20 protein-coding genes and 1 other RNA gene are annotated in these 17,499 nt (G+C 35.7%); 17 read left to right on the top strand and 4 right to left on the bottom strand.

The features are described from left to right. The first annotated feature begins 44 nt into the window (after nt 1-44). From NTY12_00595 to NTY12_00560, 8 genes are all read left to right on the top strand, one after another. Nucleotides 45-683 (top strand): histidine phosphatase family protein, encoded by a 639-nt coding sequence (locus NTY12_00595; protein ID MCX6792505.1) that lies wholly within the window; start codon nt 45-47, stop codon nt 681-683. Nucleotides 684-716: 33 nt separating this feature from the next. Continuing rightward, nucleotides 717-1,175, top strand: coding sequence for a nucleoside deaminase (locus NTY12_00590; protein MCX6792504.1), 459 nt, complete (start codon nt 717-719; stop codon nt 1,173-1,175). A gap of 11 nt (nt 1,176-1,186) precedes the next feature. Further along, nucleotides 1,187-1,504 carry an RNHCP domain-containing protein gene (locus tag NTY12_00585; GenBank protein MCX6792503.1) on the top strand — a complete coding sequence of 106 codons (318 nt, stop codon included), beginning with the start codon at nt 1,187-1,189 and terminating at the stop codon, nt 1,502-1,504. An 85-nt stretch (nt 1,505-1,589) separates the two neighbouring features. Further along, nucleotides 1,590-1,970: RNase P RNA component class A (gene rnpB / locus NTY12_00580), an RNA gene on the top strand. Nucleotides 1,971-1,999: 29 nt separating this feature from the next. Further along, complete coding sequence (locus NTY12_00575; GenBank protein MCX6792502.1) at nt 2,000-3,415, top strand: sugar transferase; 1,416 nt, start codon at nt 2,000-2,002, stop codon at nt 3,413-3,415. A gap of 2 nt (nt 3,416-3,417) precedes the next feature. Continuing rightward, nucleotides 3,418-4,533, top strand: a complete 1,116-nt coding sequence (locus NTY12_00570) for a glycosyltransferase (protein ID MCX6792501.1) — start codon at nt 3,418-3,420, stop codon at nt 4,531-4,533. Continuing rightward, nucleotides 4,517-5,671, top strand: coding sequence for a glycosyltransferase family 1 protein (locus tag NTY12_00565; protein MCX6792500.1), 1,155 nt, complete (start codon nt 4,517-4,519; stop codon nt 5,669-5,671). The genes NTY12_00570 and NTY12_00565 overlap by 17 nt, the downstream gene beginning before the upstream one ends. A 7-nt stretch (nt 5,672-5,678) precedes the next feature. Further along, complete coding sequence (locus NTY12_00560; protein MCX6792499.1) at nt 5,679-6,890, top strand: replication-associated recombination protein A; 1,212 nt, start codon at nt 5,679-5,681, stop codon at nt 6,888-6,890. Nucleotides 6,891-6,934: 44 nt separating this feature from the next. Here NTY12_00560 and NTY12_00555 read toward each other — a convergent pair whose 3' ends face one another. Together NTY12_00555 and NTY12_00550 are read right to left on the bottom strand one after the other, a co-directional pair. After that, a complete protein-coding gene (locus NTY12_00555; protein ID MCX6792498.1) occupies nt 6,935-7,132 on the bottom strand; it encodes a hypothetical protein in 198 nt (65 codons plus the stop codon). A gap of 15 nt (nt 7,133-7,147) precedes the next feature. Then, complete coding sequence (locus NTY12_00550) at nt 7,148-7,522, bottom strand: hypothetical protein (GenBank protein ID MCX6792497.1); 375 nt, start codon at nt 7,520-7,522, stop codon at nt 7,148-7,150. A 230-nt stretch (nt 7,523-7,752) separates the two neighbouring features. On the opposite strand from NTY12_00550, the gene rpsB reads away from it, so the two are divergent. The 9 genes from rpsB to NTY12_00505 all read left to right on the top strand — a co-directional run bounded on the left by rpsB (nt 7,753) and on the right by NTY12_00505 (nt 14,613). Beyond that, the gene (rpsB, locus tag NTY12_00545) at nt 7,753-8,499 is read left to right on the top strand and encodes a 30S ribosomal protein S2 (protein ID MCX6792496.1); all 747 of its coding nucleotides are present in this window, start codon (nt 7,753-7,755) and stop codon (nt 8,497-8,499) included. Between the two features lie 115 nt (nt 8,500-8,614). Then, nucleotides 8,615-9,415: a translation elongation factor Ts gene (gene tsf / locus NTY12_00540; GenBank protein MCX6792495.1), complete on the top strand. Its 801-nt coding sequence runs from the start codon at nt 8,615-8,617 to the stop codon at nt 9,413-9,415. Nucleotides 9,416-9,493: 78 nt separating this feature from the next. Further along, the gene (locus tag NTY12_00535; GenBank protein ID MCX6792494.1) at nt 9,494-10,285 is read left to right on the top strand and encodes a class I SAM-dependent methyltransferase; all 792 of its coding nucleotides are present in this window, start codon (nt 9,494-9,496) and stop codon (nt 10,283-10,285) included. Nucleotides 10,286-10,289: 4 nt separating this feature from the next. Then, nucleotides 10,290-11,279, top strand: a complete 990-nt coding sequence (locus NTY12_00530; GenBank protein MCX6792493.1) for an aldolase/citrate lyase family protein — start codon at nt 10,290-10,292, stop codon at nt 11,277-11,279. A gap of 20 nt (nt 11,280-11,299) precedes the next feature. Beyond that, nucleotides 11,300-12,073: a HAMP domain-containing sensor histidine kinase gene (locus tag NTY12_00525; protein ID MCX6792492.1), complete on the top strand. Its 774-nt coding sequence runs from the start codon at nt 11,300-11,302 to the stop codon at nt 12,071-12,073. A gap of 134 nt (nt 12,074-12,207) precedes the next feature. Next, on the top strand, nt 12,208-12,540 hold the full coding sequence (locus tag NTY12_00520; protein ID MCX6792491.1) for a KH domain-containing protein: 333 nt from the start codon (nt 12,208-12,210) through the stop codon (nt 12,538-12,540). A 51-nt stretch (nt 12,541-12,591) separates the two neighbouring features. Beyond that, a complete protein-coding gene (gene trmD / locus NTY12_00515) occupies nt 12,592-13,257 on the top strand; it encodes a tRNA (guanosine(37)-N1)-methyltransferase TrmD (GenBank protein ID MCX6792490.1) in 666 nt (221 codons plus the stop codon). Nucleotides 13,258-13,568: 311 nt separating this feature from the next. Then, nucleotides 13,569-13,913 (top strand): hypothetical protein, encoded by a 345-nt coding sequence (locus tag NTY12_00510; protein MCX6792489.1) that lies wholly within the window; start codon nt 13,569-13,571, stop codon nt 13,911-13,913. Nucleotides 13,914-14,142: 229 nt separating this feature from the next. Then, the gene (locus NTY12_00505) at nt 14,143-14,613 is read left to right on the top strand and encodes a UvrB/UvrC motif-containing protein (protein MCX6792488.1); all 471 of its coding nucleotides are present in this window, start codon (nt 14,143-14,145) and stop codon (nt 14,611-14,613) included. Between the two features lie 63 nt (nt 14,614-14,676). Here NTY12_00505 and radA read toward each other — a convergent pair whose 3' ends face one another. After that, complete coding sequence (radA, locus tag NTY12_00500) at nt 14,677-16,011, bottom strand: DNA repair protein RadA (GenBank protein ID MCX6792487.1); 1,335 nt, start codon at nt 16,009-16,011, stop codon at nt 14,677-14,679. Nucleotides 16,012-16,130: 119 nt separating this feature from the next. Further along, nucleotides 16,131-17,363 carry a hypothetical protein gene (locus NTY12_00495; protein ID MCX6792486.1) on the bottom strand — a complete coding sequence of 411 codons (1,233 nt, stop codon included), beginning with the start codon at nt 17,361-17,363 and terminating at the stop codon, nt 16,131-16,133. Between the last annotated feature and the right edge of the window lie 136 nt (nt 17,364-17,499).

The following is a 17,499-nucleotide window of genomic DNA, read 5'->3' as shown; positions in this document are numbered from 1 at the left end:
TTCATCCCCGCTTTCGCGGGGACCTAAATTTCAAATTTCAAATTATGATAGATTCAAGTAAATATTGTACGATGTATATCGTTCGTCACGGTGAAACAGAATGGAATGTTAAGCAGATTATGATGGGACATAAAGATTCACCTTTAACTGCTAACGGTATAGTTCAAGCACATAAGCTAAAAGAAAATTTTAAAGACATTAAATTTGACGCAGTATTTTCATCAGATTCATCGCGCGCTAAAACTACAGCGGCGATTATTATTTTAGAAAAAAATTTAGCTATTAAAACTACTGAGCTTTTAAGAGAAAAAGCTTATGGTGCTTTTGAAGGTGGTCTGGTTAAGGATTATACAGCTGCCTTAAAAGAAGCTTTAGGTAAAAAAGAAAATTTATCTGACGAAGAAAGATTTAATAATAAGACCGGCACCGGTGACGAGAGTGAGGCAGAGACAACGACAAGATTTGTCACTCACTTACGTGAAATTGCCGCAGCTTATGTTGGTAAAAAGGTTCTAGTTGTAAGTCATGGTGGATGTATAAGAATGTTTTTGATGCATTTAGGATTTGCAACACGTCAGGAATTGGTTGGGGCAGTTAAGAATACGGCCTATGTAAAAGTTCTAACTGACGGAATAGACTTTTTTATCGAAGAAACTGTTGGAATAAATAAGAACAAAATTTAAGTTTCAACATTAAAATTATCTAATTTTTGTTTTATGAAATCGGATCAAATAAAAAAATTAATGAAGTTGACGCAATCTGAGGCAGAGAAGGCAATAAAAAGTGGTAATGCTCCATTTGGCACAGTGGCTATAAATAAGCGGGGTGAAATAATTGTTCAATCTCATAATACAGTGAATTCCGACATGGACCCGACTGCGCATGCTGAAATTAATCTATTGAGAAAATTGGCAAAAAAGTTAAAAATAGTAAAGTTCAAAAATATATTTGTTTTTATTAATTCAGAACCTTGTTCAATGTGTGCCTCTGCTTTAATTAGGTCGGGCATTAGAGATATATATTATGGTTCAGAACAGGAAGATGCTCAGGTATTAAAAATTCCACTGAGTTTAATTGCAAAAAAATCTAAAGTTAAAATAAATATTACTAAAGGACTATTCAAGGACGAGTGCTTAAAGCAAATAAAGCATGGTAGGGCTGCTATAAAATTATAAAATTTAATTCGATGTCTAGTTTAAAATTTCAAAGAAAAATAGAAAATTTTATTTGCGAGCAATGCGGTAAAAAAGTAATTGGTAATGGTTACACTAACCACTGTCCTTATTGTTTGTGGGCTAAACATGTTGATAATAATCCAGGGGACAGGGCAGCGACTTGTCAGGGCCTGATGGAGCCAATTGGTTTAATAATAAGTTCCAAGGATCAAATAATCGTTCATCGCTGCGTCATTTGCTCTAAAATCATTAAAAACAAGGTGTCTAAAGATGATAATCAGGAGCTTATTATTGAGCTTTCTAAGAAAATTTTGCCTAATATTAAGTAAAAATACTCAAAAAGCTTTAAAAAATGCTCTTGACTAAGCACGGTTCTACTCGTATAATATGGTATGCCTTGTCTTGAGATAAGCGCCGGATAAGCAGACGATCGCTGTATCAAAAAATTGGTATAGAGGAAAGTCCGGACTCCGGAATAAAGGCAGTGGGTAATGCCCACCAGAAGTAATTCTAGGGAAAGTGCCACAGAGACAATACTACCCCGTAGAGCGCAAGCTTTTACGGGGGAAAGGTGAAAAGTTAGCCAAGGTTAATTAAATAGCTATGGCTTTCGATCCTTGGTGACAAGGAAAGCGCGGTAAACCCTGCCTGGAGCAAGAGCAAACCTTCCTTAACAAAATTGAGGAAGAGGAACGTAGCTCGCTAGAATCCATAAGTAATTGTGGATCAAGATAGATGGTCGTCGTTCCGTACAATTACGGAATACAGGATCCGGCTTATAGCTTATCCGGTGTTTATTTCACGACAAGGTCTTATATTTTTTTATGAAAAAATCAGAATTATTTTTTTCAGTCATATTAATTCCTATTGATTTTATAATGGTAGTCTTAGCTGGGCTATCAGCTTATTATGTTCGTTTCTCGGAATTAACTACTGAGATTAGGCCAGTAATTTTTTCTTTACCAGCTATCGAATATTTTCAAATTTTATTAGCCATTGCAGCTGTGTGGTTAGTTGTTTTTAGTTTTGCTGGTTTATATAATTTACGCGAACTAGGCAGCCTTAAGTCAGAACTAAAAAAAGTTGTATTAGGTTGTTCTCTAGGTTTAGTCTCGGTTGTGATTTTTATTTTCTTTTATCGTGAATTATTCTCTTCACGTTTTATTGTTTTGGCAGGTTGGGGATTTTCTATAATTTATGTAGCAATTGGTCGAATCATTATTACTTATGTTCGACGCTTTTTTTATAAATACGGCGTTGGTATTCATAAGGTAGTTATGATTGGCGCTGGTCAAACCGCCGATCGTTTAGTTAAGGAATTTGCCAGTCGAAGTTGGCTAGGCTTTTTAGTAGTTAAGCGTTTTGATGATTTTAGTTCTGAGGCTGCGAAAGAACTGGAAGAGTTTATGTTAAGCAAAGAAGTTGATGAAGTAGTTCAGGCTGATCCAAATCTATCAAAGAGTGATCGTTTGCGCTTGTACGACTTTGCTGATGAACATCATTTAACTTTTAAATATGCAGCTGACTTATTAGAAACAAAAGTTTTGCGCGTTGAAGTTGATGAGTTAGCCGGTTTGCCGATTGTTGAAGTTAAGAAAACTCCACTTGATGGTTGGGGTAGAGTAGCCAAAAGAATTATTGATATTGTTGGTTCACTAATTTTGATTATAATTACTAGTCCGATAATGCTTTTAGTGGTTATTGCCATTAAACTTGATTCCCGTGGACCTATTCTTTTCTCTCGTTTAGATGATGGTTCTTGGCTTTATCGTATTGGTCAGGGCGGTAAAAAAATACGCTATTTCAAGTTTCGCTCCATGATGGATCGCGTTGATAGCATGCGTTATAATGAATTGGCCGATAAAAATATTCGCGCTGATGGTCCAATGGTTAAAATTAAAGATGACCCAAGAGTTACTAGAGTCGGTAAGTTTATTCGACGTTTTAGCTTTGATGAATTACCAGAATTATTTTTGGTTTTAAGAGGCTCAATGAGTTTAGTTGGACCACGTCCACATTTACCAGAAGAGGTTGCGAAATACGAAAGTCGTCATAAAAAAGTTATGACCATTAAGCCAGGTATTACAGGACTAGCCCAGGTTTCTGGTCGATCAGATTTAACTTTTGAAGATGAAGTTAGACTAGATATTTATTATATTGAGAACTGGTCACTGATTTCAGATATTATTATCTTATTAAAAACTCCCTTGGCCGTTTTTAGGCCTCGACAAGCTGAATAAATATGAAAGTAGCTTTAATCCATGATCACTTAGCTCAGGACGGCGGCGCCGAAAAAGTTTTGCGCGTGTTCGCTGATATGTTTCCTGATGCACCAATTTATACTTTGTTGGCCGAAAAAGAAGTTGCTAAAAATTTTGGCGACCGTTTGCGTACTTCAATCATTCAGCATTTACCGGGCGGCGTAAAACATTATCAATGGTACATGCCGTTCATGCCTATGGCGGTAGAATTTTTTGATTTAAGTAATTACGATGTTGTTTTGTCAGACGCTAGCGCCTTTGCTAAAGGCGCTATTACCAGTACTGATACTCTACATATTTGCTATTGCCATACACCAACTCGCTATATTTGGGATTATACTCATAAGTATATTGAAGAGCTGCACCACAATAAGTATTTAAAAAAAGTTATTTCTTTAATTTTAAATTATATTCGTTTGTGGGATAGACAAGCGGCTGATCGCGTTGATTCTTTTATTGCCAATTCTAAAACTGTACAGCGAAGAATTTCTAAATATTATCGTCGAAATTCAACCGTAATTTATCCGCCAGTTGAAGTTGAATCTTTCCAGGTAGCCGATACAATTGGTGAATATTTTTTGATTGGTGGACGCTTAGCGCCATATAAGAGAGTTGACATTGTAGTTGAAGCCTTTGTTAAACTAGGTTTGCCATTAAAAATCTTCGGCGACGGTGTTGATTTGAATCGTCTACGCCGTATTGCTGCCGGAGCGCCAAATATTGAGTTTTTAGGTAGAGTTGATGAGCGCCGCAAAGCCGAGCTATATCGTCGCTGCAGGGCCTTTATTAACCCCCAGGAAGAAGATTTTGGTATTACTGTAGTCGAAGCCATGGCCGCTGGCCGCCCGGTTATTGCTTATAATCGCGGTGGTGCAACCGAGACTGTTATTGAGGGTAAAACTGGATTATTTTTTAATGAACAAACTGCCGAGTCTTTAATGGCGGTCGTTAAGCATTTTGCTGAAATGACTTTTGAGCCAGCCCTTATTCGCCAACACGCCGAACTTTTTTCAACTAAACGTTTTAAGTCCGAAATAGAAAATTACATCGCCAGTGAATATAAGCGTTTCAAGGACGGCAATGAAAATCTTAATTGATATTCGTCCTTTAATGGATGAAAAATACAGCGGCGTTTCCGAATATGTTATTCGGTTATTGTCCGCTCTTTTTGAAATTGATAAAACTAATCAATATATTTTGTTTTGCAATGCTTTACATGATGTGGCTAAACGCTTACCTAAGTTTGATCAGCCTAATGTTAAATTAGTTGTAACCCATATTCCTAATAAGGTTTTTAATTATCTTTATCTCTGGCCTTTTGCACGCCCTTTATTTGATAAGCTAGTCAAAGAAAAAATCGATATATTTTTCATGCCGCATTTACAGTTTGCTGCTGTGTCATCTGACGTTAAAAGTGTTTTAACAATTCATGACTTATCATTTTTAATTAATAAGCACTGGTTTTCTTGGCGCAAAAATGTTTGGCACTGGTTTATTAATGTAAAAGAATTAACTCATCGTTTTGATCAAATAGTTGCCGTATCAAACAATACTAAACAAGACTTAATTGATATTTGCAAAATTGAGCCAAGTAAAATTACAGTGATTCATTCTGGGATTGATAATTCTTTTAAGCCTATTCATGAAGCCGACACTCAATTGCAAGCTGTTAAAACTAAATATAATTTATCTAGCCCATTTATTCTTTTCTTAGCCACCTTAGAGCCACGAAAAAATATCGAAGGCTTGGTTAAAGCTTTTGAGATTTTGAAAGCTAGTGGTCGCTATCAAGATTTAAAATTAGTTTTAGCTGGCGCCCGCGGTTGGAAGTCAGAACCAATTGTCGAGCGAATTAATCAGTCTAGTTTTAAGCCTGATATTGTTGAACTAGATTATGTTGATTCAGCGGATAGACCGTATATTTATAATCTAGCTTCTGTCTTTGCTTATCCATCATTTTATGAAGGTTTTGGTTTTCCTCCTTTGGAAGCGATGGCCTGTGGCTTACCGGTAGTTGCCTCAGCCTCATCTTCTTTATTGGAAATCGTGGGCGACGCCGGAATTTTAGTTGATCCTTATAATGCAGATTCAATTGCTAATGCTCTTGATACAATTTTGTCAGATACTTCTTTAGCTGCTAATCTAGCTTTAAGGGGGCAAGAGCGAGCTAGACAGTTTAGTTGGAATCAATCAGCTCAAGATTATTTGAAATTATTTGGCGAGATAGTTAAGTAAAGTATTTATGTCCAGTAGTAAGAAAAATTCACCATTAGCTGATCGTCTTCGACCTTCTACTTTTGAAGAGTTTTTTGGTCAAGACGATATTATAAAAGAAGGCTCATTAATTAAACAGTCAATTGCGGCTGGTAATTTACCGTCTTTAATTTTTTGGGGACCGCCAGGAACTGGGAAGACTACCTTGGCTTTGATAATTTCTAAATTAATGGAAGCCGAATTCGTTCGTTTTTCAGCCGTGACTCAAGGTGTAGTTGATTTAAGAAAAGTTATTGATCGCGCTCGTTCGAATCAGCTACTAGATAAAAAGACTATTTTATTTATTGATGAAATTCATCGTTGGAATAAAGCCCAACAAGATGCGCTTTTACCTCATATTGAAAGTGGAGCTATTGTTTTAATTGGTGCTACAACTGAAAATCCAAGTTTTGAAATTAGATCAGCTTTACTGTCTCGTTGCCGCGTGATCGTTTTGAAGAATCTTTCTGTTGAAGCCATTGAAAAAATTCTTCAGCGAGCGATTACTGATAAAGCAGAAGGCTTAGGCGAATTAAGCTTACAAGTTGATGATGAAGTTGTAAAATTTTTAGCCAGTATCAGTCAAGGTGATGCGCGTTCAGCTTTAAATATTTTAGAAGCCGCTACTTTAGTGAATACTGATATTACAATTGATGTTATTAAACAAGCTGCTCAAAAATCTCATCTTTTGTATGATAAAGGCGGGGAAGAGCATTACAATATAATTTCGGCACTTCATAAATCTTTGCGTGGCAGCGATGAAAATGCGGCATTGTACTGGTTAGCTCGTATGCTCGAAGCTGGTGAAGATCCAATGTATGTTGTCCGTCGCTTAGTTCGTTTTGCTTCAGAAGATATTGGCTTGGCTAATTCTAAAGCTTTAGAACAAGCTATGGCAACTTATCAGGCTTGTCATTCTTTGGGCATGCCGGAATGTAATGTTATCATTGCTCAGTTAGTCGTTTACTTAGCGCGTTGCCAAAAATCTAATGCATTATATACAGCATATTTAGAGGCGGCTGAAGACGCAAAAACCACTAGTCATCTTGGCGTGCCATTACATTTACGCAATGCGCCGACTTCATTAATGAAGGATTTGGGTTATGGTAAAGATTATAAATATAGTCCTGACTTTGATTATCAAGAAAAACAAGATTATTGGCCGAAAGATTTTAAGCCAAAAAAATATTTGCCAAAATGAAAACGGAACCATTAAATGATTCCGTCTTTATTTTAAAACCTTGCCTATTTGTTTAGGCCGTTGTGGAAAGCGGCCATGTAGAACATTCCTGAGCTAAATTTTGAAAAATCAGAATTTGTTCTTTCTTTTTTGCTTTTGTTATCAGCTACATTAGTTTTTTTGTCTTCGTTTTGAAGAGCTAAGCCAAACACAACATAAATGTTTTTTATACCCGGAGGTAAGAGATTCTTGTTTTCAGGCATTGTTTCGTTCTGGTTTTAATGTTTGTTGTGAAAATTCTTTTTGTTATTTAAAGCCTTATAAAGACTATTTGATTGTTTGTTAAATTTTTTAGAGCTTTGATTAAACTTATTCTTTATTTTTAAATCAAGGCTAGCTTTTTTCTTATATATTTCTTTCTGCTGCCTGATTATTTCTTCAAAAGATTTTACCACTTCGTTTTGTCTGTCTTGATATTTATTTGCAATTGCATAGGCAACCGTAGTTGGTTGAGGCAGATTGCTCGGCACTGATACATGAATAATATCTGCTGAACCTCTAAGTATTACTTCTCTTATTGGCATGCTTATGCCACAATCAACGCCAACTATAATTATGCCTCTGTATTTATTATATATTTTTAAGCTTTTCATTTTTAATTAAGTTGTTTAAAGGACATTTATTATATAACATCATATTGTATCTATTTTGTCAATATTATTGAGTTTTTTATTGACATATTGAGAATAATAATTTACAATAACGGCACCAATCATGACTTATCATGGTTGATTTTAATTAACATTTCTCATACTCCACTGGATTTTCCTTGTCTTAAGACTGTGTGTTTTAAGGCCAACGGAGTAGAGGATTAAAGGAAAATATGAAAGACGCAAAATCTAAAGTGTCCTTGCCATCAGTGCAAGAGATGCTAGAAGCCGGCATGCATTTTGGGCACCGCACCTACAAGTGGCACCCAAAAATGAAGCCATATATTTTTGAAGCCCGCAAAGGGATTCATATCATCGATCTTCAGAAGACATTACTTAAGTTAGAAGACGCTCTAACTTTTATGTCACGCTCAATTGCTGAAGGTAAAACCATTTTAATGGTTGGTACGAAAAATCAGGTTAAGACTCATCTAAAAGAGATGGCTCAAGAAGCTGGAGTAGCTTACGTTGTTGAACGTTGGCTCGGCGGAACATTGACCAATTTTAATATTATTCGTAACTCAATCAGAGCTTACCAAGATTTATTAGAGAAAAAAGAAAGTGGTAAGTTAGAAAAATATACTAAAAAAGAACGCATTCAATTTGATCGCAGAATCAAGAAACTTTCCGCCAGCGTTGGTGGTTTGATTACATTGAATCGTACACCTGATATTATTTTCATTTGGGATATTAAGCACGAAGAAACAGCTTTAGCTGAAGCTAAGAAACGTCGTATTCCAATTATTGCTGTCTGTGATACTAACGTTAACCCACAAGGAATAGAATATATTATTCCTTCTAATGATGATGCTAGTAAGGCTGTAACTCTAGTCTTGGGTCTTATCAAAGATACTGTTATAGAGGCTAGAAATAACGCCAAAGAAGCTAAAGAGAAAGCCATTGTCTCAAATAAAGAATAAACCATACTACGCCCCGATATTTTGTCGGGACTTCGGAATGGCAAGTCCAAATAAAAATTACAAAATTCCAGCCAAAGGCTGGTCCGCCTTCGGCGGAAAAAATTAACATAAATATATGGAAGAAATAAAACAACTTCGCGACCGAACTGGCGCTGGTATTGTTGACTGTAAAGCCGCTTTAACCGAAGCCGGTGGTGATATTGAAAAAGCGATTGAAATCTTACGTAAAAAAGGAATTGCCAAGGCTGCTAAAAGAGGCGATCGCGAAACTCACGCTGGTGTAGTTTTAGTTTCTGTTAGCGACGATGCTAAAGAAGCTTGTCTTTTAGAGCTTAATGCTGAAACAGATTTTGTAGTACGAAACGATCAATTTAAAAATCTTGGTGAAAAAACTTTAGCCGCTATTATAGATAATAAGCCAGCAACTCTTGAAGAAGTTTTAGCTTTGAAATTAGATGATGGTACTTCTGTCGAAGAAAGCTGGAAACATTTATCAGGTGTAATTGGAGAAAAAATGGGCATCGGTCGTTTTGATCGTTTAACTTCAAACGGTACAATAGCAGGTTATGCTCACCCGGCCGGTAATATTGGCGTATTGATTGCTTTGAGCAATACTGGTGCCTCTGAGATTGCTAAAGATATTGCTATGCATATCGCAGCAGCTAGCCCACGCTATATTAACTCAACAGAGGTTGATCCTGCGGAAATGGACAAAGAAAAAGAAATTTACCGCGAACAACTTAAGAAAGAAGGTAAACCGGATGAGATGATTGAAAAGATTTTGGTTGGTAAAATGAATAAATATTACGAAGAAGTTTGTTTAATGGATCAAGAATTTGTTAAAGACGATACTAAAAAGGTAAAAGACGTCTTAGCTGGTTCAACGATTGAAAAGTTTATTCGTTATTCTCTATAAGATTTATCTTAAAAAGCACGTCTCGCGATTTTAGCGGGGCGTGTTTTGTTTTATCTGGTAGATTGCTATAATATATATATGATTAAAGAGCAACTAGAATTATGTAAAAGCCTTAAAGTAAGTCCAGATTACTTTCTTTTCGGTCTATATAGTGGTTATTTTTGCGATGCAAAAAAATTGAAGCCTTTTAGCAATGCTATTGAAGAAGTTAAAAAACTCTTGCCTAAAAGCGTTAATATTCTAGAAATAGGGGGCGGCAATGGAATGGTTGGCCAATATATAAAAAGCTGTCTTAGTAAATTAAAGGTTAAGGCTAATTTAACAATTATTGATACATGGAAAGAGGGGCTAGATTGTAATTTAGACTCAACGACAAAAAAAGTTTTTGGTGACAATAAAAAGTTACCATTTAAGAATGCTTCATTTGACATAGTTTGTGCTAGGAGCGTAACACACTACGAGAAGAACCTAAAAGATATAAATAAAGTTTTAGGTGAGGTCAAGAGAGTTTTGAAGAGTGGTGGATTTTATATTGACCAAGCAATTACTTTTGAAAGTATTAGTGAAAGAAAGATTTTTAAAAGTATACAGAAAGTTCTTAATCGGGATATGACATTAAATGGAAGTTCTCAGTATGAATTGATACTAAGAAAATATTTTTATAAAATAAAACAAAGGAAAGCTTTTAGTTGTTTGCAGCCTCAGAGTGACTTGCAAAAAAGATATCCAATTAATGATGGCAAAATACAAAAGATAATGAAAATAGTAGAAAAAAATTATAAATCTAAAAATATGCCTCATTTTCATATGAAGAAAAAACATTTTAGCTGGGATGTACCCTTTACTTTATTTATTGGTAGTAAGGAGTAACAATATGGATAACTCAAAACGGGTAAAAAGCTATTTATTTGTTCCTGCAAGCCAGGAGAAAAGTTTAGCTAAATCTAAAGAACTTGTAGGGAATGGCGACACGATTCGTATAATTGATTTTGAAGATTCAATAAAAGATGCTACTGACGTTAATCGCTCCGCTGAATTAAAACGTCAAGCCAGGAAAACGATGCAAGAATATATTTTGAGTGATAATGAGCCATTCTGTTTAAGAATTAATGATTTAAGGTCAAGCTTTTGGGAGGAAGATGTCGAGCTACTATCAGACTTGAAGGAAAAAATTAATTTTAATTCTCTTTGTGAGGGGATAGTTTTGTCGAAGACAGATTCACTAGAAGAGGTTAAGAGCTTGCTATCCATACTGGAGGAAAGAGGGATTGATGTCCCTATTATACCGCTAATTGAAACTATAAAAGGCATGGAAAATTTAAGTGAAATAATCAGTGAAAGCAAAGTAAAATCTGTTGTTTTTGGCCACCACGACTATTTTTATGAAAAAGATATTTTCCCTATACCTAGCACTGCTTTAACCTCTGAGGTTTATAGGAATACGCTGGGCAATATAATTTCAACCTTAAAGGGGAGTGGTGTCGGCTTAATTGATGGCATTTGTCCAAATTTATATGACAAAGAAATCGAACAAGATTGTTGTAGATATCTTTATCAGCAAGCACCTGAATTAAGTTTAGGGAAGCTCACGCTTAACCCTCAACAAGTAGCAGCTATTTGTACTACTGATAATTGGAATAAGGAGCTAGAACTTACTTCCGAAGACGATGAAGCCAGCCCCTCTAGAAAGAAAGAAATAGCGCGGGGTATAATAAAATCATATGAAAATCGTTTAACATCTAATCTTGGCGTAGGAAGATCAGGGGAAATGTATTTATCGCCTCAGCAATATTATTTAGCGTTGGATGCTTTAGATGAAAATAATGAGAGAAATAAACCATTTAAGGATTTAAAGATTCGCTAGTAGAAAAAAAATTAGTTTATATGGAGCAACTAACACTCGATTTATTAGATATTTTTTCCAGCGGTTTATTGGTCATTGTTATTATTACAGTGGCTTATCATTTATATTCTCGTCCTAATAAAAAAAGTAAAACTGATTTTGTTTCTCTTGCCTCTCATCAACTGCGAACTCCTTTAACAATTATGAAAGGTTATATTTCTATGATTTTAGAAGGCCAGCTAGGGGAGCTAAAACAAACAAAAATTAAGGCCGCTTTATCCGCCGTCTATCAAGCTAACGAAAGACTAATACGTTTGACTGATAATTTTTTGGAAGTTTCTCAGCTAGAAGACAATGCCATACATGTTAATCTTCAAGCTTTTGATTTTCCGTCAGTTGTTCATGAAACAATTACTGAGATAAAACCAAAAGCAGCGGCTAAAAGATTAGTTTTAACGGCCGCCATGCCAAGAAAGAAATTTTTAGTTAAGGCTGATGAATTAATGATGAGACAACTTTTACTAAATTTGTTAGACAATGCTATTAAGTATACTAAGAAGGGTGGAATTACATTGAAGGTTGAATTAAAAAATAAATTATTGAAGGTTTCGGTGATTGATACTGGCCCTGGCTTAGATGAGAAAGATTTGAAAGATTTGTTTGATAAATTTGAACGCCGCACAAAAGAAGAATCTGGTTTTGGTTTAGGTTTGTATGTTAATCGTTTAATTGTTGAGGCGCATAAAGGTAAAATTTGGGCTGAAACTAGAGGTAAGGATTTTGGATTTAAAGTAATCTTTGAAATACCGGTTTAGCTTAAATATTGGTTGTTTTTTAATTTTTTCAGGGTTGACAAGAGACTTTTTATCGACTATAATAACAACACTTATTATTAAGTACTTTGCAAATTGTTTTCTATTCTAGAGCCAATTTAGCAAGCAAGAAATGTATGTCAGAAGTGCAAGATAAGGCATTTTTGGAAACAATCGTTAAGGCGATTGTCGGCCACCCGGACAAAGTTGAGGTCGATCGCACCGTTGATGAAATGGGCGTTCTCCTTACTTTAAAGATTGATCCGGAAGATATGGGATATGTAATCGGACGCCGCGGTCAGACCGCTCAGGCAATCCGAACCCTCTTGAAGATCGTTGGTGCGAAAAACAACGCTCGCGTTAATCTAAAGATTCACGAGCCAGAAGGTTCAACCAGAGGTCGTAAGGAGTTTTCTAAGCCAGCTGAGGAACAGATTGATACTTCTTCAATTGACAACCTAACAATTTAAGTTAGAAAGCAGAACCCCGTTAAATCGGGGTTTTGTTTTTTAGATAAAGAAATGCTATTTCGAGTTATAACAATTTTTCCAGAAGTTATTGACGCTTACGTTAAAGTAGGTATGCTTGGTCGTGCAATAAAGAAAAATTTAATTAAAGTTATTGCTTATGATTTAAGAGCTTGGACTAAAGATAAGCACAATACGGTTGATGATACACCTTATGGCGGGGGAGCTGGTATGCTTATGAAAGCTGAACCGGTTTATGATGCCTTAAAAGAATTGCAAAAGATTAAAATTAAAAAGCAGAAAGTAATTTTGTTGTCAGCTAAGGGCAAAACCTGGAATCAGCAGTTAGCAAAAAAATATGCCAAAGATTTAGAATCCATAATTTTTATTTGCGGTCGTTACGAAGGAATTGATGAAAGAATAATGGAATTAGTTGATGAAGAAATTTCCATTGGTGATTATGTTTTAACTGGCGGAGAATTAGGTGCTATGACAATCATAGATTCAGTGGCTCGTTTATTGCCCGAAGTTTTAGGTAATAGCGAAAGTTTAGACATGGAGTCACATAGTAAAGTCGGAATTCTAGAATATCCACAATATACTAAACCAGAAGTTGTTACATTTGGTAAAAAGAAATATAAAGTGCCGCCAGTATTATTATCTGGTAACCACGCTAAGATAAAAGAGTGGCGCATGAAGCATTTGAAGACAAAAAAGTAGAGATGCATAATTATGCGTCTCTACTTTTTTTTACTCTACCCCCACCCCTCCTCAAGCAGAGCTTAAGGAGGGGTTAGGGGGGGGGGTAACTGAAATCTCTTAGAATATAGGCATATTAGCATATATTGACAATTATGACATTATGTGATATAATATAAAAATAAGTAAAAATACTTGTTTACATTAAAAAATCAAATAAAACTTAATTATAGAAGGGTAAGAAAATGAATTACTTAAAAGTAATATATAGTTGTATTATTCTCAACTTAACATTGAAGTTAAGAGAGTTTCTGCCAGTAGGTAGAAAAGATATGACAGTCGAACAAGTTAAGTCGATGGTTACTGAGCTAATTGAAAAAAATCAGGTGGTTCAAGTTCAGGAGAGATCTAATAATGGTCGATACAAAAAGACGACCAGTAGTGCCTCCGAGTGTTTTGGTAAAATATCAGAACTAAATAAGGCTAAGTACTATAATGAAAACATGGCCATAGATGAGATGTTTTGTACATTGTGCCTAGGTACTTATAAGTTGTCTTGCAAATTCACGGATATAAACTTACCGTACAATTTAAATGTTAAAAGAATAATTATTAATGCTTACGGCAAGCATGAGCGTACGAGATTTAGTGAAACAACTATCGATTGGATTACATGATTTATGAAATTTCAAACACAAAGAGCCTTGGTCAAAAACACGATCAAGGCTCTTACTCTATATAGACGATATTACGCCGCCCTCTAAAGGCCCTATTCTTGACAAAATTAATAAAAAATGATATTCTACAATATTAGTTTTTTGAAAAGTATATTAAGTTATCTTTTTTAGTTCTTTAAGGGGCTAGGAAAAATAACTTAATATTAAATAAAGAAAGAAGGGTAAAAAAATGGCAAAATTACCAGAAGACAAATTAAAGAAAAAAGAAGCTGAGCTCCACGATTTAAAAGATAGAGAATCAGCTTATATTGACCCAGCGCACATGTTGGTAAGAGGCGACGGAGAATGCTTTATTAATGAAGAATGTAAATATTCAAATAAACCTTGCGATTTAATGATCCTTAGAGTTACAAAGCTGTGGGAAGGCGGATATGTAGCTTGTGTGAATGAAATTGATCACAAATGGGAAAAGCAAAGTTTACGTTGTAATATTGGAGTCTACAAAAACATTTATGGTGAAGTTATTGACTTTGGAAACACTCCAATAGAAGAAATTCTTAAATCAGCTGACGATCCTAATCCAAGTTTATCACAGCACATTTCAGTGCTCAGTAAAAAAATGAGAGATGCTATTAATAACAAGGATTATGAGCTAGCGGCTTTCATAAGAGAATTGATAAAGCAAAAAGAAAAAAATTAGATTTGGAAAAAAGAGCCTTGGTTATAAATTTAACCAAGGCTCTTACTCTATCTAGAAGTTTTTTTAAAAAAGATTCGTCAATAAGTCAGCTAAGCTTTTTATATTGGTGATGCTAACTTCTTTTGCAGCTTGTTCTACTTTAGGGCAGAGGACTGATTTAAAGCCAAGTTTAGATAATTCTTTAAGACGCATATTGGCCTTAGAAATACCTCTAATTTCACCACCTAAACCAATTTCGCCGAGTATTGCTTGTTTATTTTTTATGGCTTTATCTAGCGAAGAAGAGATAATTGCCGCTGCAATCGCGGCGTCGATCCCCGGATCCTCAACTTTCAAACCACCCACGATGTTCACGATTATATCTTGGTTGGAAAGATTAATTTTAGTGCGTTTATTGATGACAGCAATTAAAACTTGCAAGCGATTTAAATCAAAACCACTGGCCTTTCTTTGCGGATAACCAAAGACCGTTTTAGTAACTAAAGCTTGAATTTCCACTAAAAAGGGACGAGTCCCTTCAATGATGCAACTTACAACCGAACCACTAGCTTGGTTATTGTCATGATCTAGAAAAGCAGCCGACGGATTTTTAACCGGAGAAAAGCCTGCGCCAGTCATTTCAAAAATACCTAATTCATTAGTTGAGCCAAAACGATTTTTACTAGCGCGCAAAAGCTGATAACCACGAGCAGTTTCTTGCTCTAAATAAAGCACGGTATCAACTAAGTGTTCTAATGATTTTGGACCAGCGACACTGCCATCTTTAGTGATATGACCAATGACAATGAAAGCAATATTTCTTCGTTTAGCAACTTCTAAAAATTTTACAGCTGAAGCACGAATCTGATTAATGCTGCCAGCTTCACCCGGAACAATATTGGTGTGTACTGTCTGAATAGAGTCAATGATGACTAAGCTGGGATTATTTTTTTCAACTGCTGCAGCAATTTTATCAACGTCAGTATCGCTAATAAAATTAAATTTATCGAGCGAACAATTTAATCTTTCTAGACGTAATTTAACTTGTGGTAATGATTCTTCACCGCTGGCGTATAAAACTTTATTCTTATCATTTAGTTCATTAGCGATTTGCGCGACTAAAGTTGATTTACCAATACCAGGTTCACCAGCCAATAAAGTTAATGATCCGCTAACAATACCACCGCCAAAAACGCGATCGATTTCTTCAATGCCAGTTTCTAATCTAGTAAAACCATCCTCGCCTGATAGCTCAGCTAAATTAACAACTGTGGCTGCAGTTGCTAAGGGTTGGTTGTTAGTAGTTGTTTCAACTTGAGTAATTGTTCCCCATTGCTGACATTCGTTACAGCGACCCTGCCATTTTGCATACTGCGCATCACAATTAGAACAAGAGAATATGTTTGATGATTTGGACATACGTTAATTTCAAATTTAAAATTTCAAGTTCTAAAACAAATAGCTACAAATTTTTAAAATTATAAATTAAAACATTAAAAATTGTTTTGAAATTTGGAATTTATAACTTGAAATTTATTCTATCTAACTTTTATTTGACGCAAACGACCAGTTGTCGTGTCAGTAAAGTAAAGATACATTCCATCAGCTGATAGAGAGAGGTTGCTCATAGTATATGAGCCTGAACCTAGGCTAATTTGTTCTTTAATTCCGGTTTGTGGATTTATTCTGTATAAAGTATCTGGCGTTGAGTTGGCAGTCGTAGGAAAGAGACCGGCGCCGCGTTCTAGAGTTTGTGGTACTGCACAATAAATAGAGCCCGAAGTGAATGAGCATTTGTTAGCCCAAGTATCTATGCCCAGTGGACGGCGGTTAGCACCAATGCTGTCACCCTGAGCACCGGCTAACCATAAAGTTGGTTTGTAATCATTGTCTGATGAATAGACGCTATATAATAATTCATCACCTTTTGGTGACCATTTTGATTCAAAGCCACGTCCTTCAACAACCATTGATTTAAAATTTTCTCCGTTTAGTCCAACAAAGAAGACTTCTTTACGATTGAAATCAACACCGTCGACAAATAGCGCGATACTTTGGTTGTTTGGGGACCAAGAAGAAATTACTTTGTCACCGTTTTCGCCAAGCTCTTCAATCTTCTGTGCTTTTGATCCGTCGTCATTGGCGGTAACTAACCAGCGGTTATCAGGATCTATACCAATGCTTTTAGCAACAATTTTGTCACCAGTTGGTGAAAAGTCAAATCCTTCCCAGTGCTTAGGTAAAGTAACTTGCTCTTTGCTTGTAAAGTTGTAGCGAATTTTACTGCCATCCGGGAATTCTAAAATTGCTTTGTCGCTATTTGGTGCCCAGGTAATATTTTGGACATCTGGGAATTGTTTATCGGATAAAGCGACGGCTTTCCCATCAGCTCCTAGTTTATAAAATCTGCCGTCGTTTTTATCGTAGTATTCGATTTGTCCATTAGAGCCAACTCTTGAACCAGATGCTTGAACACCTAAATCAGTTGAGTTATCTTGGTTAGTTGCCTCATTTCCTTGATTTTGGCCTTGGTTTCCTTGATTTTGTGTGCCTGGCAATTGACCATTTTCATTTGTGGTTGTTGTCCCTGTGCCAGTTCCAGCTTCAGGCAAGCCTGTTCCAGTCCCGGTCTGCTCAGTCCCAACTCCAGGTTCGATTTGGACATTTGTTTTGAAGAAAAGACTGAAAATGAACCAGCCGATAGCTCCTGCAATGATTAAAAAGACAAGGATTAGACCTATTTTTTTAAAACTAAAATTGGCAAGAATCATATGGTTGTTTAAGTTGATCAAAGTTTAGTAAAACGCTTTTGTTTATAAGTAATTTTATGGTATAATAGAGGTAATCTTTCTAAATTATAGTACGTCTTATCTCCAGCTGTCAAAATGGTTGATAAGTCGGACGTTT

Source organism: Candidatus Falkowbacteria bacterium (assembly GCA_026396835.1).
In the GTDB taxonomy this organism is placed as follows: Bacteria; Patescibacteriota; Patescibacteriia; order Patescibacteriales; family Patescibacteriaceae; genus Patescibacterium.
The sequence above is the reverse complement of the archived record's forward strand: the minus strand, read 5'-3'. Positions and strand labels throughout refer to the sequence as shown.

Coding starts and splice junctions, on each gene's coding strand:
- NTY12_00595 (MCX6792505.1), top strand. CDS start 45: ATGATAGATTCAAGTAAATATTGTACGATGTATATCGTTCGTCACGGT.
- NTY12_00590 (MCX6792504.1), top strand. CDS start 717: ATGAAATCGGATCAAATAAAAAAATTAATGAAGTTGACGCAATCTGAG.
- NTY12_00585 (MCX6792503.1), top strand. CDS start 1,187: ATGTCTAGTTTAAAATTTCAAAGAAAAATAGAAAATTTTATTTGCGAG.
- NTY12_00575 (MCX6792502.1), top strand. CDS start 2,000: ATGAAAAAATCAGAATTATTTTTTTCAGTCATATTAATTCCTATTGAT.
- NTY12_00570 (MCX6792501.1), top strand. CDS start 3,418: ATGAAAGTAGCTTTAATCCATGATCACTTAGCTCAGGACGGCGGCGCC.
- NTY12_00565 (MCX6792500.1), top strand. CDS start 4,517: ATGAAAATCTTAATTGATATTCGTCCTTTAATGGATGAAAAATACAGC.
- NTY12_00560 (MCX6792499.1), top strand. CDS start 5,679: ATGTCCAGTAGTAAGAAAAATTCACCATTAGCTGATCGTCTTCGACCT.
- NTY12_00555 (MCX6792498.1), bottom strand. CDS start 7,132: ATGCCTGAAAACAAGAATCTCTTACCTCCGGGTATAAAAAACATTTAT.
- NTY12_00550 (MCX6792497.1), bottom strand. CDS start 7,522: ATGAAAAGCTTAAAAATATATAATAAATACAGAGGCATAATTATAGTT.
- rpsB (MCX6792496.1), top strand. CDS start 7,753: ATGAAAGACGCAAAATCTAAAGTGTCCTTGCCATCAGTGCAAGAGATG.
- tsf (MCX6792495.1), top strand. CDS start 8,615: ATGGAAGAAATAAAACAACTTCGCGACCGAACTGGCGCTGGTATTGTT.
- NTY12_00535 (MCX6792494.1), top strand. CDS start 9,494: ATGATTAAAGAGCAACTAGAATTATGTAAAAGCCTTAAAGTAAGTCCA.
- NTY12_00530 (MCX6792493.1), top strand. CDS start 10,290: ATGGATAACTCAAAACGGGTAAAAAGCTATTTATTTGTTCCTGCAAGC.
- NTY12_00525 (MCX6792492.1), top strand. CDS start 11,300: ATGGAGCAACTAACACTCGATTTATTAGATATTTTTTCCAGCGGTTTA.
- NTY12_00520 (MCX6792491.1), top strand. CDS start 12,208: ATGTCAGAAGTGCAAGATAAGGCATTTTTGGAAACAATCGTTAAGGCG.
- trmD (MCX6792490.1), top strand. CDS start 12,592: ATGCTATTTCGAGTTATAACAATTTTTCCAGAAGTTATTGACGCTTAC.
- NTY12_00510 (MCX6792489.1), top strand. CDS start 13,569: ATGACAGTCGAACAAGTTAAGTCGATGGTTACTGAGCTAATTGAAAAA.
- NTY12_00505 (MCX6792488.1), top strand. CDS start 14,143: ATGGCAAAATTACCAGAAGACAAATTAAAGAAAAAAGAAGCTGAGCTC.
- radA (MCX6792487.1), bottom strand. CDS start 16,011: ATGTCCAAATCATCAAACATATTCTCTTGTTCTAATTGTGATGCGCAG.
- NTY12_00495 (MCX6792486.1), bottom strand. CDS start 17,363: ATGATTCTTGCCAATTTTAGTTTTAAAAAAATAGGTCTAATCCTTGTC.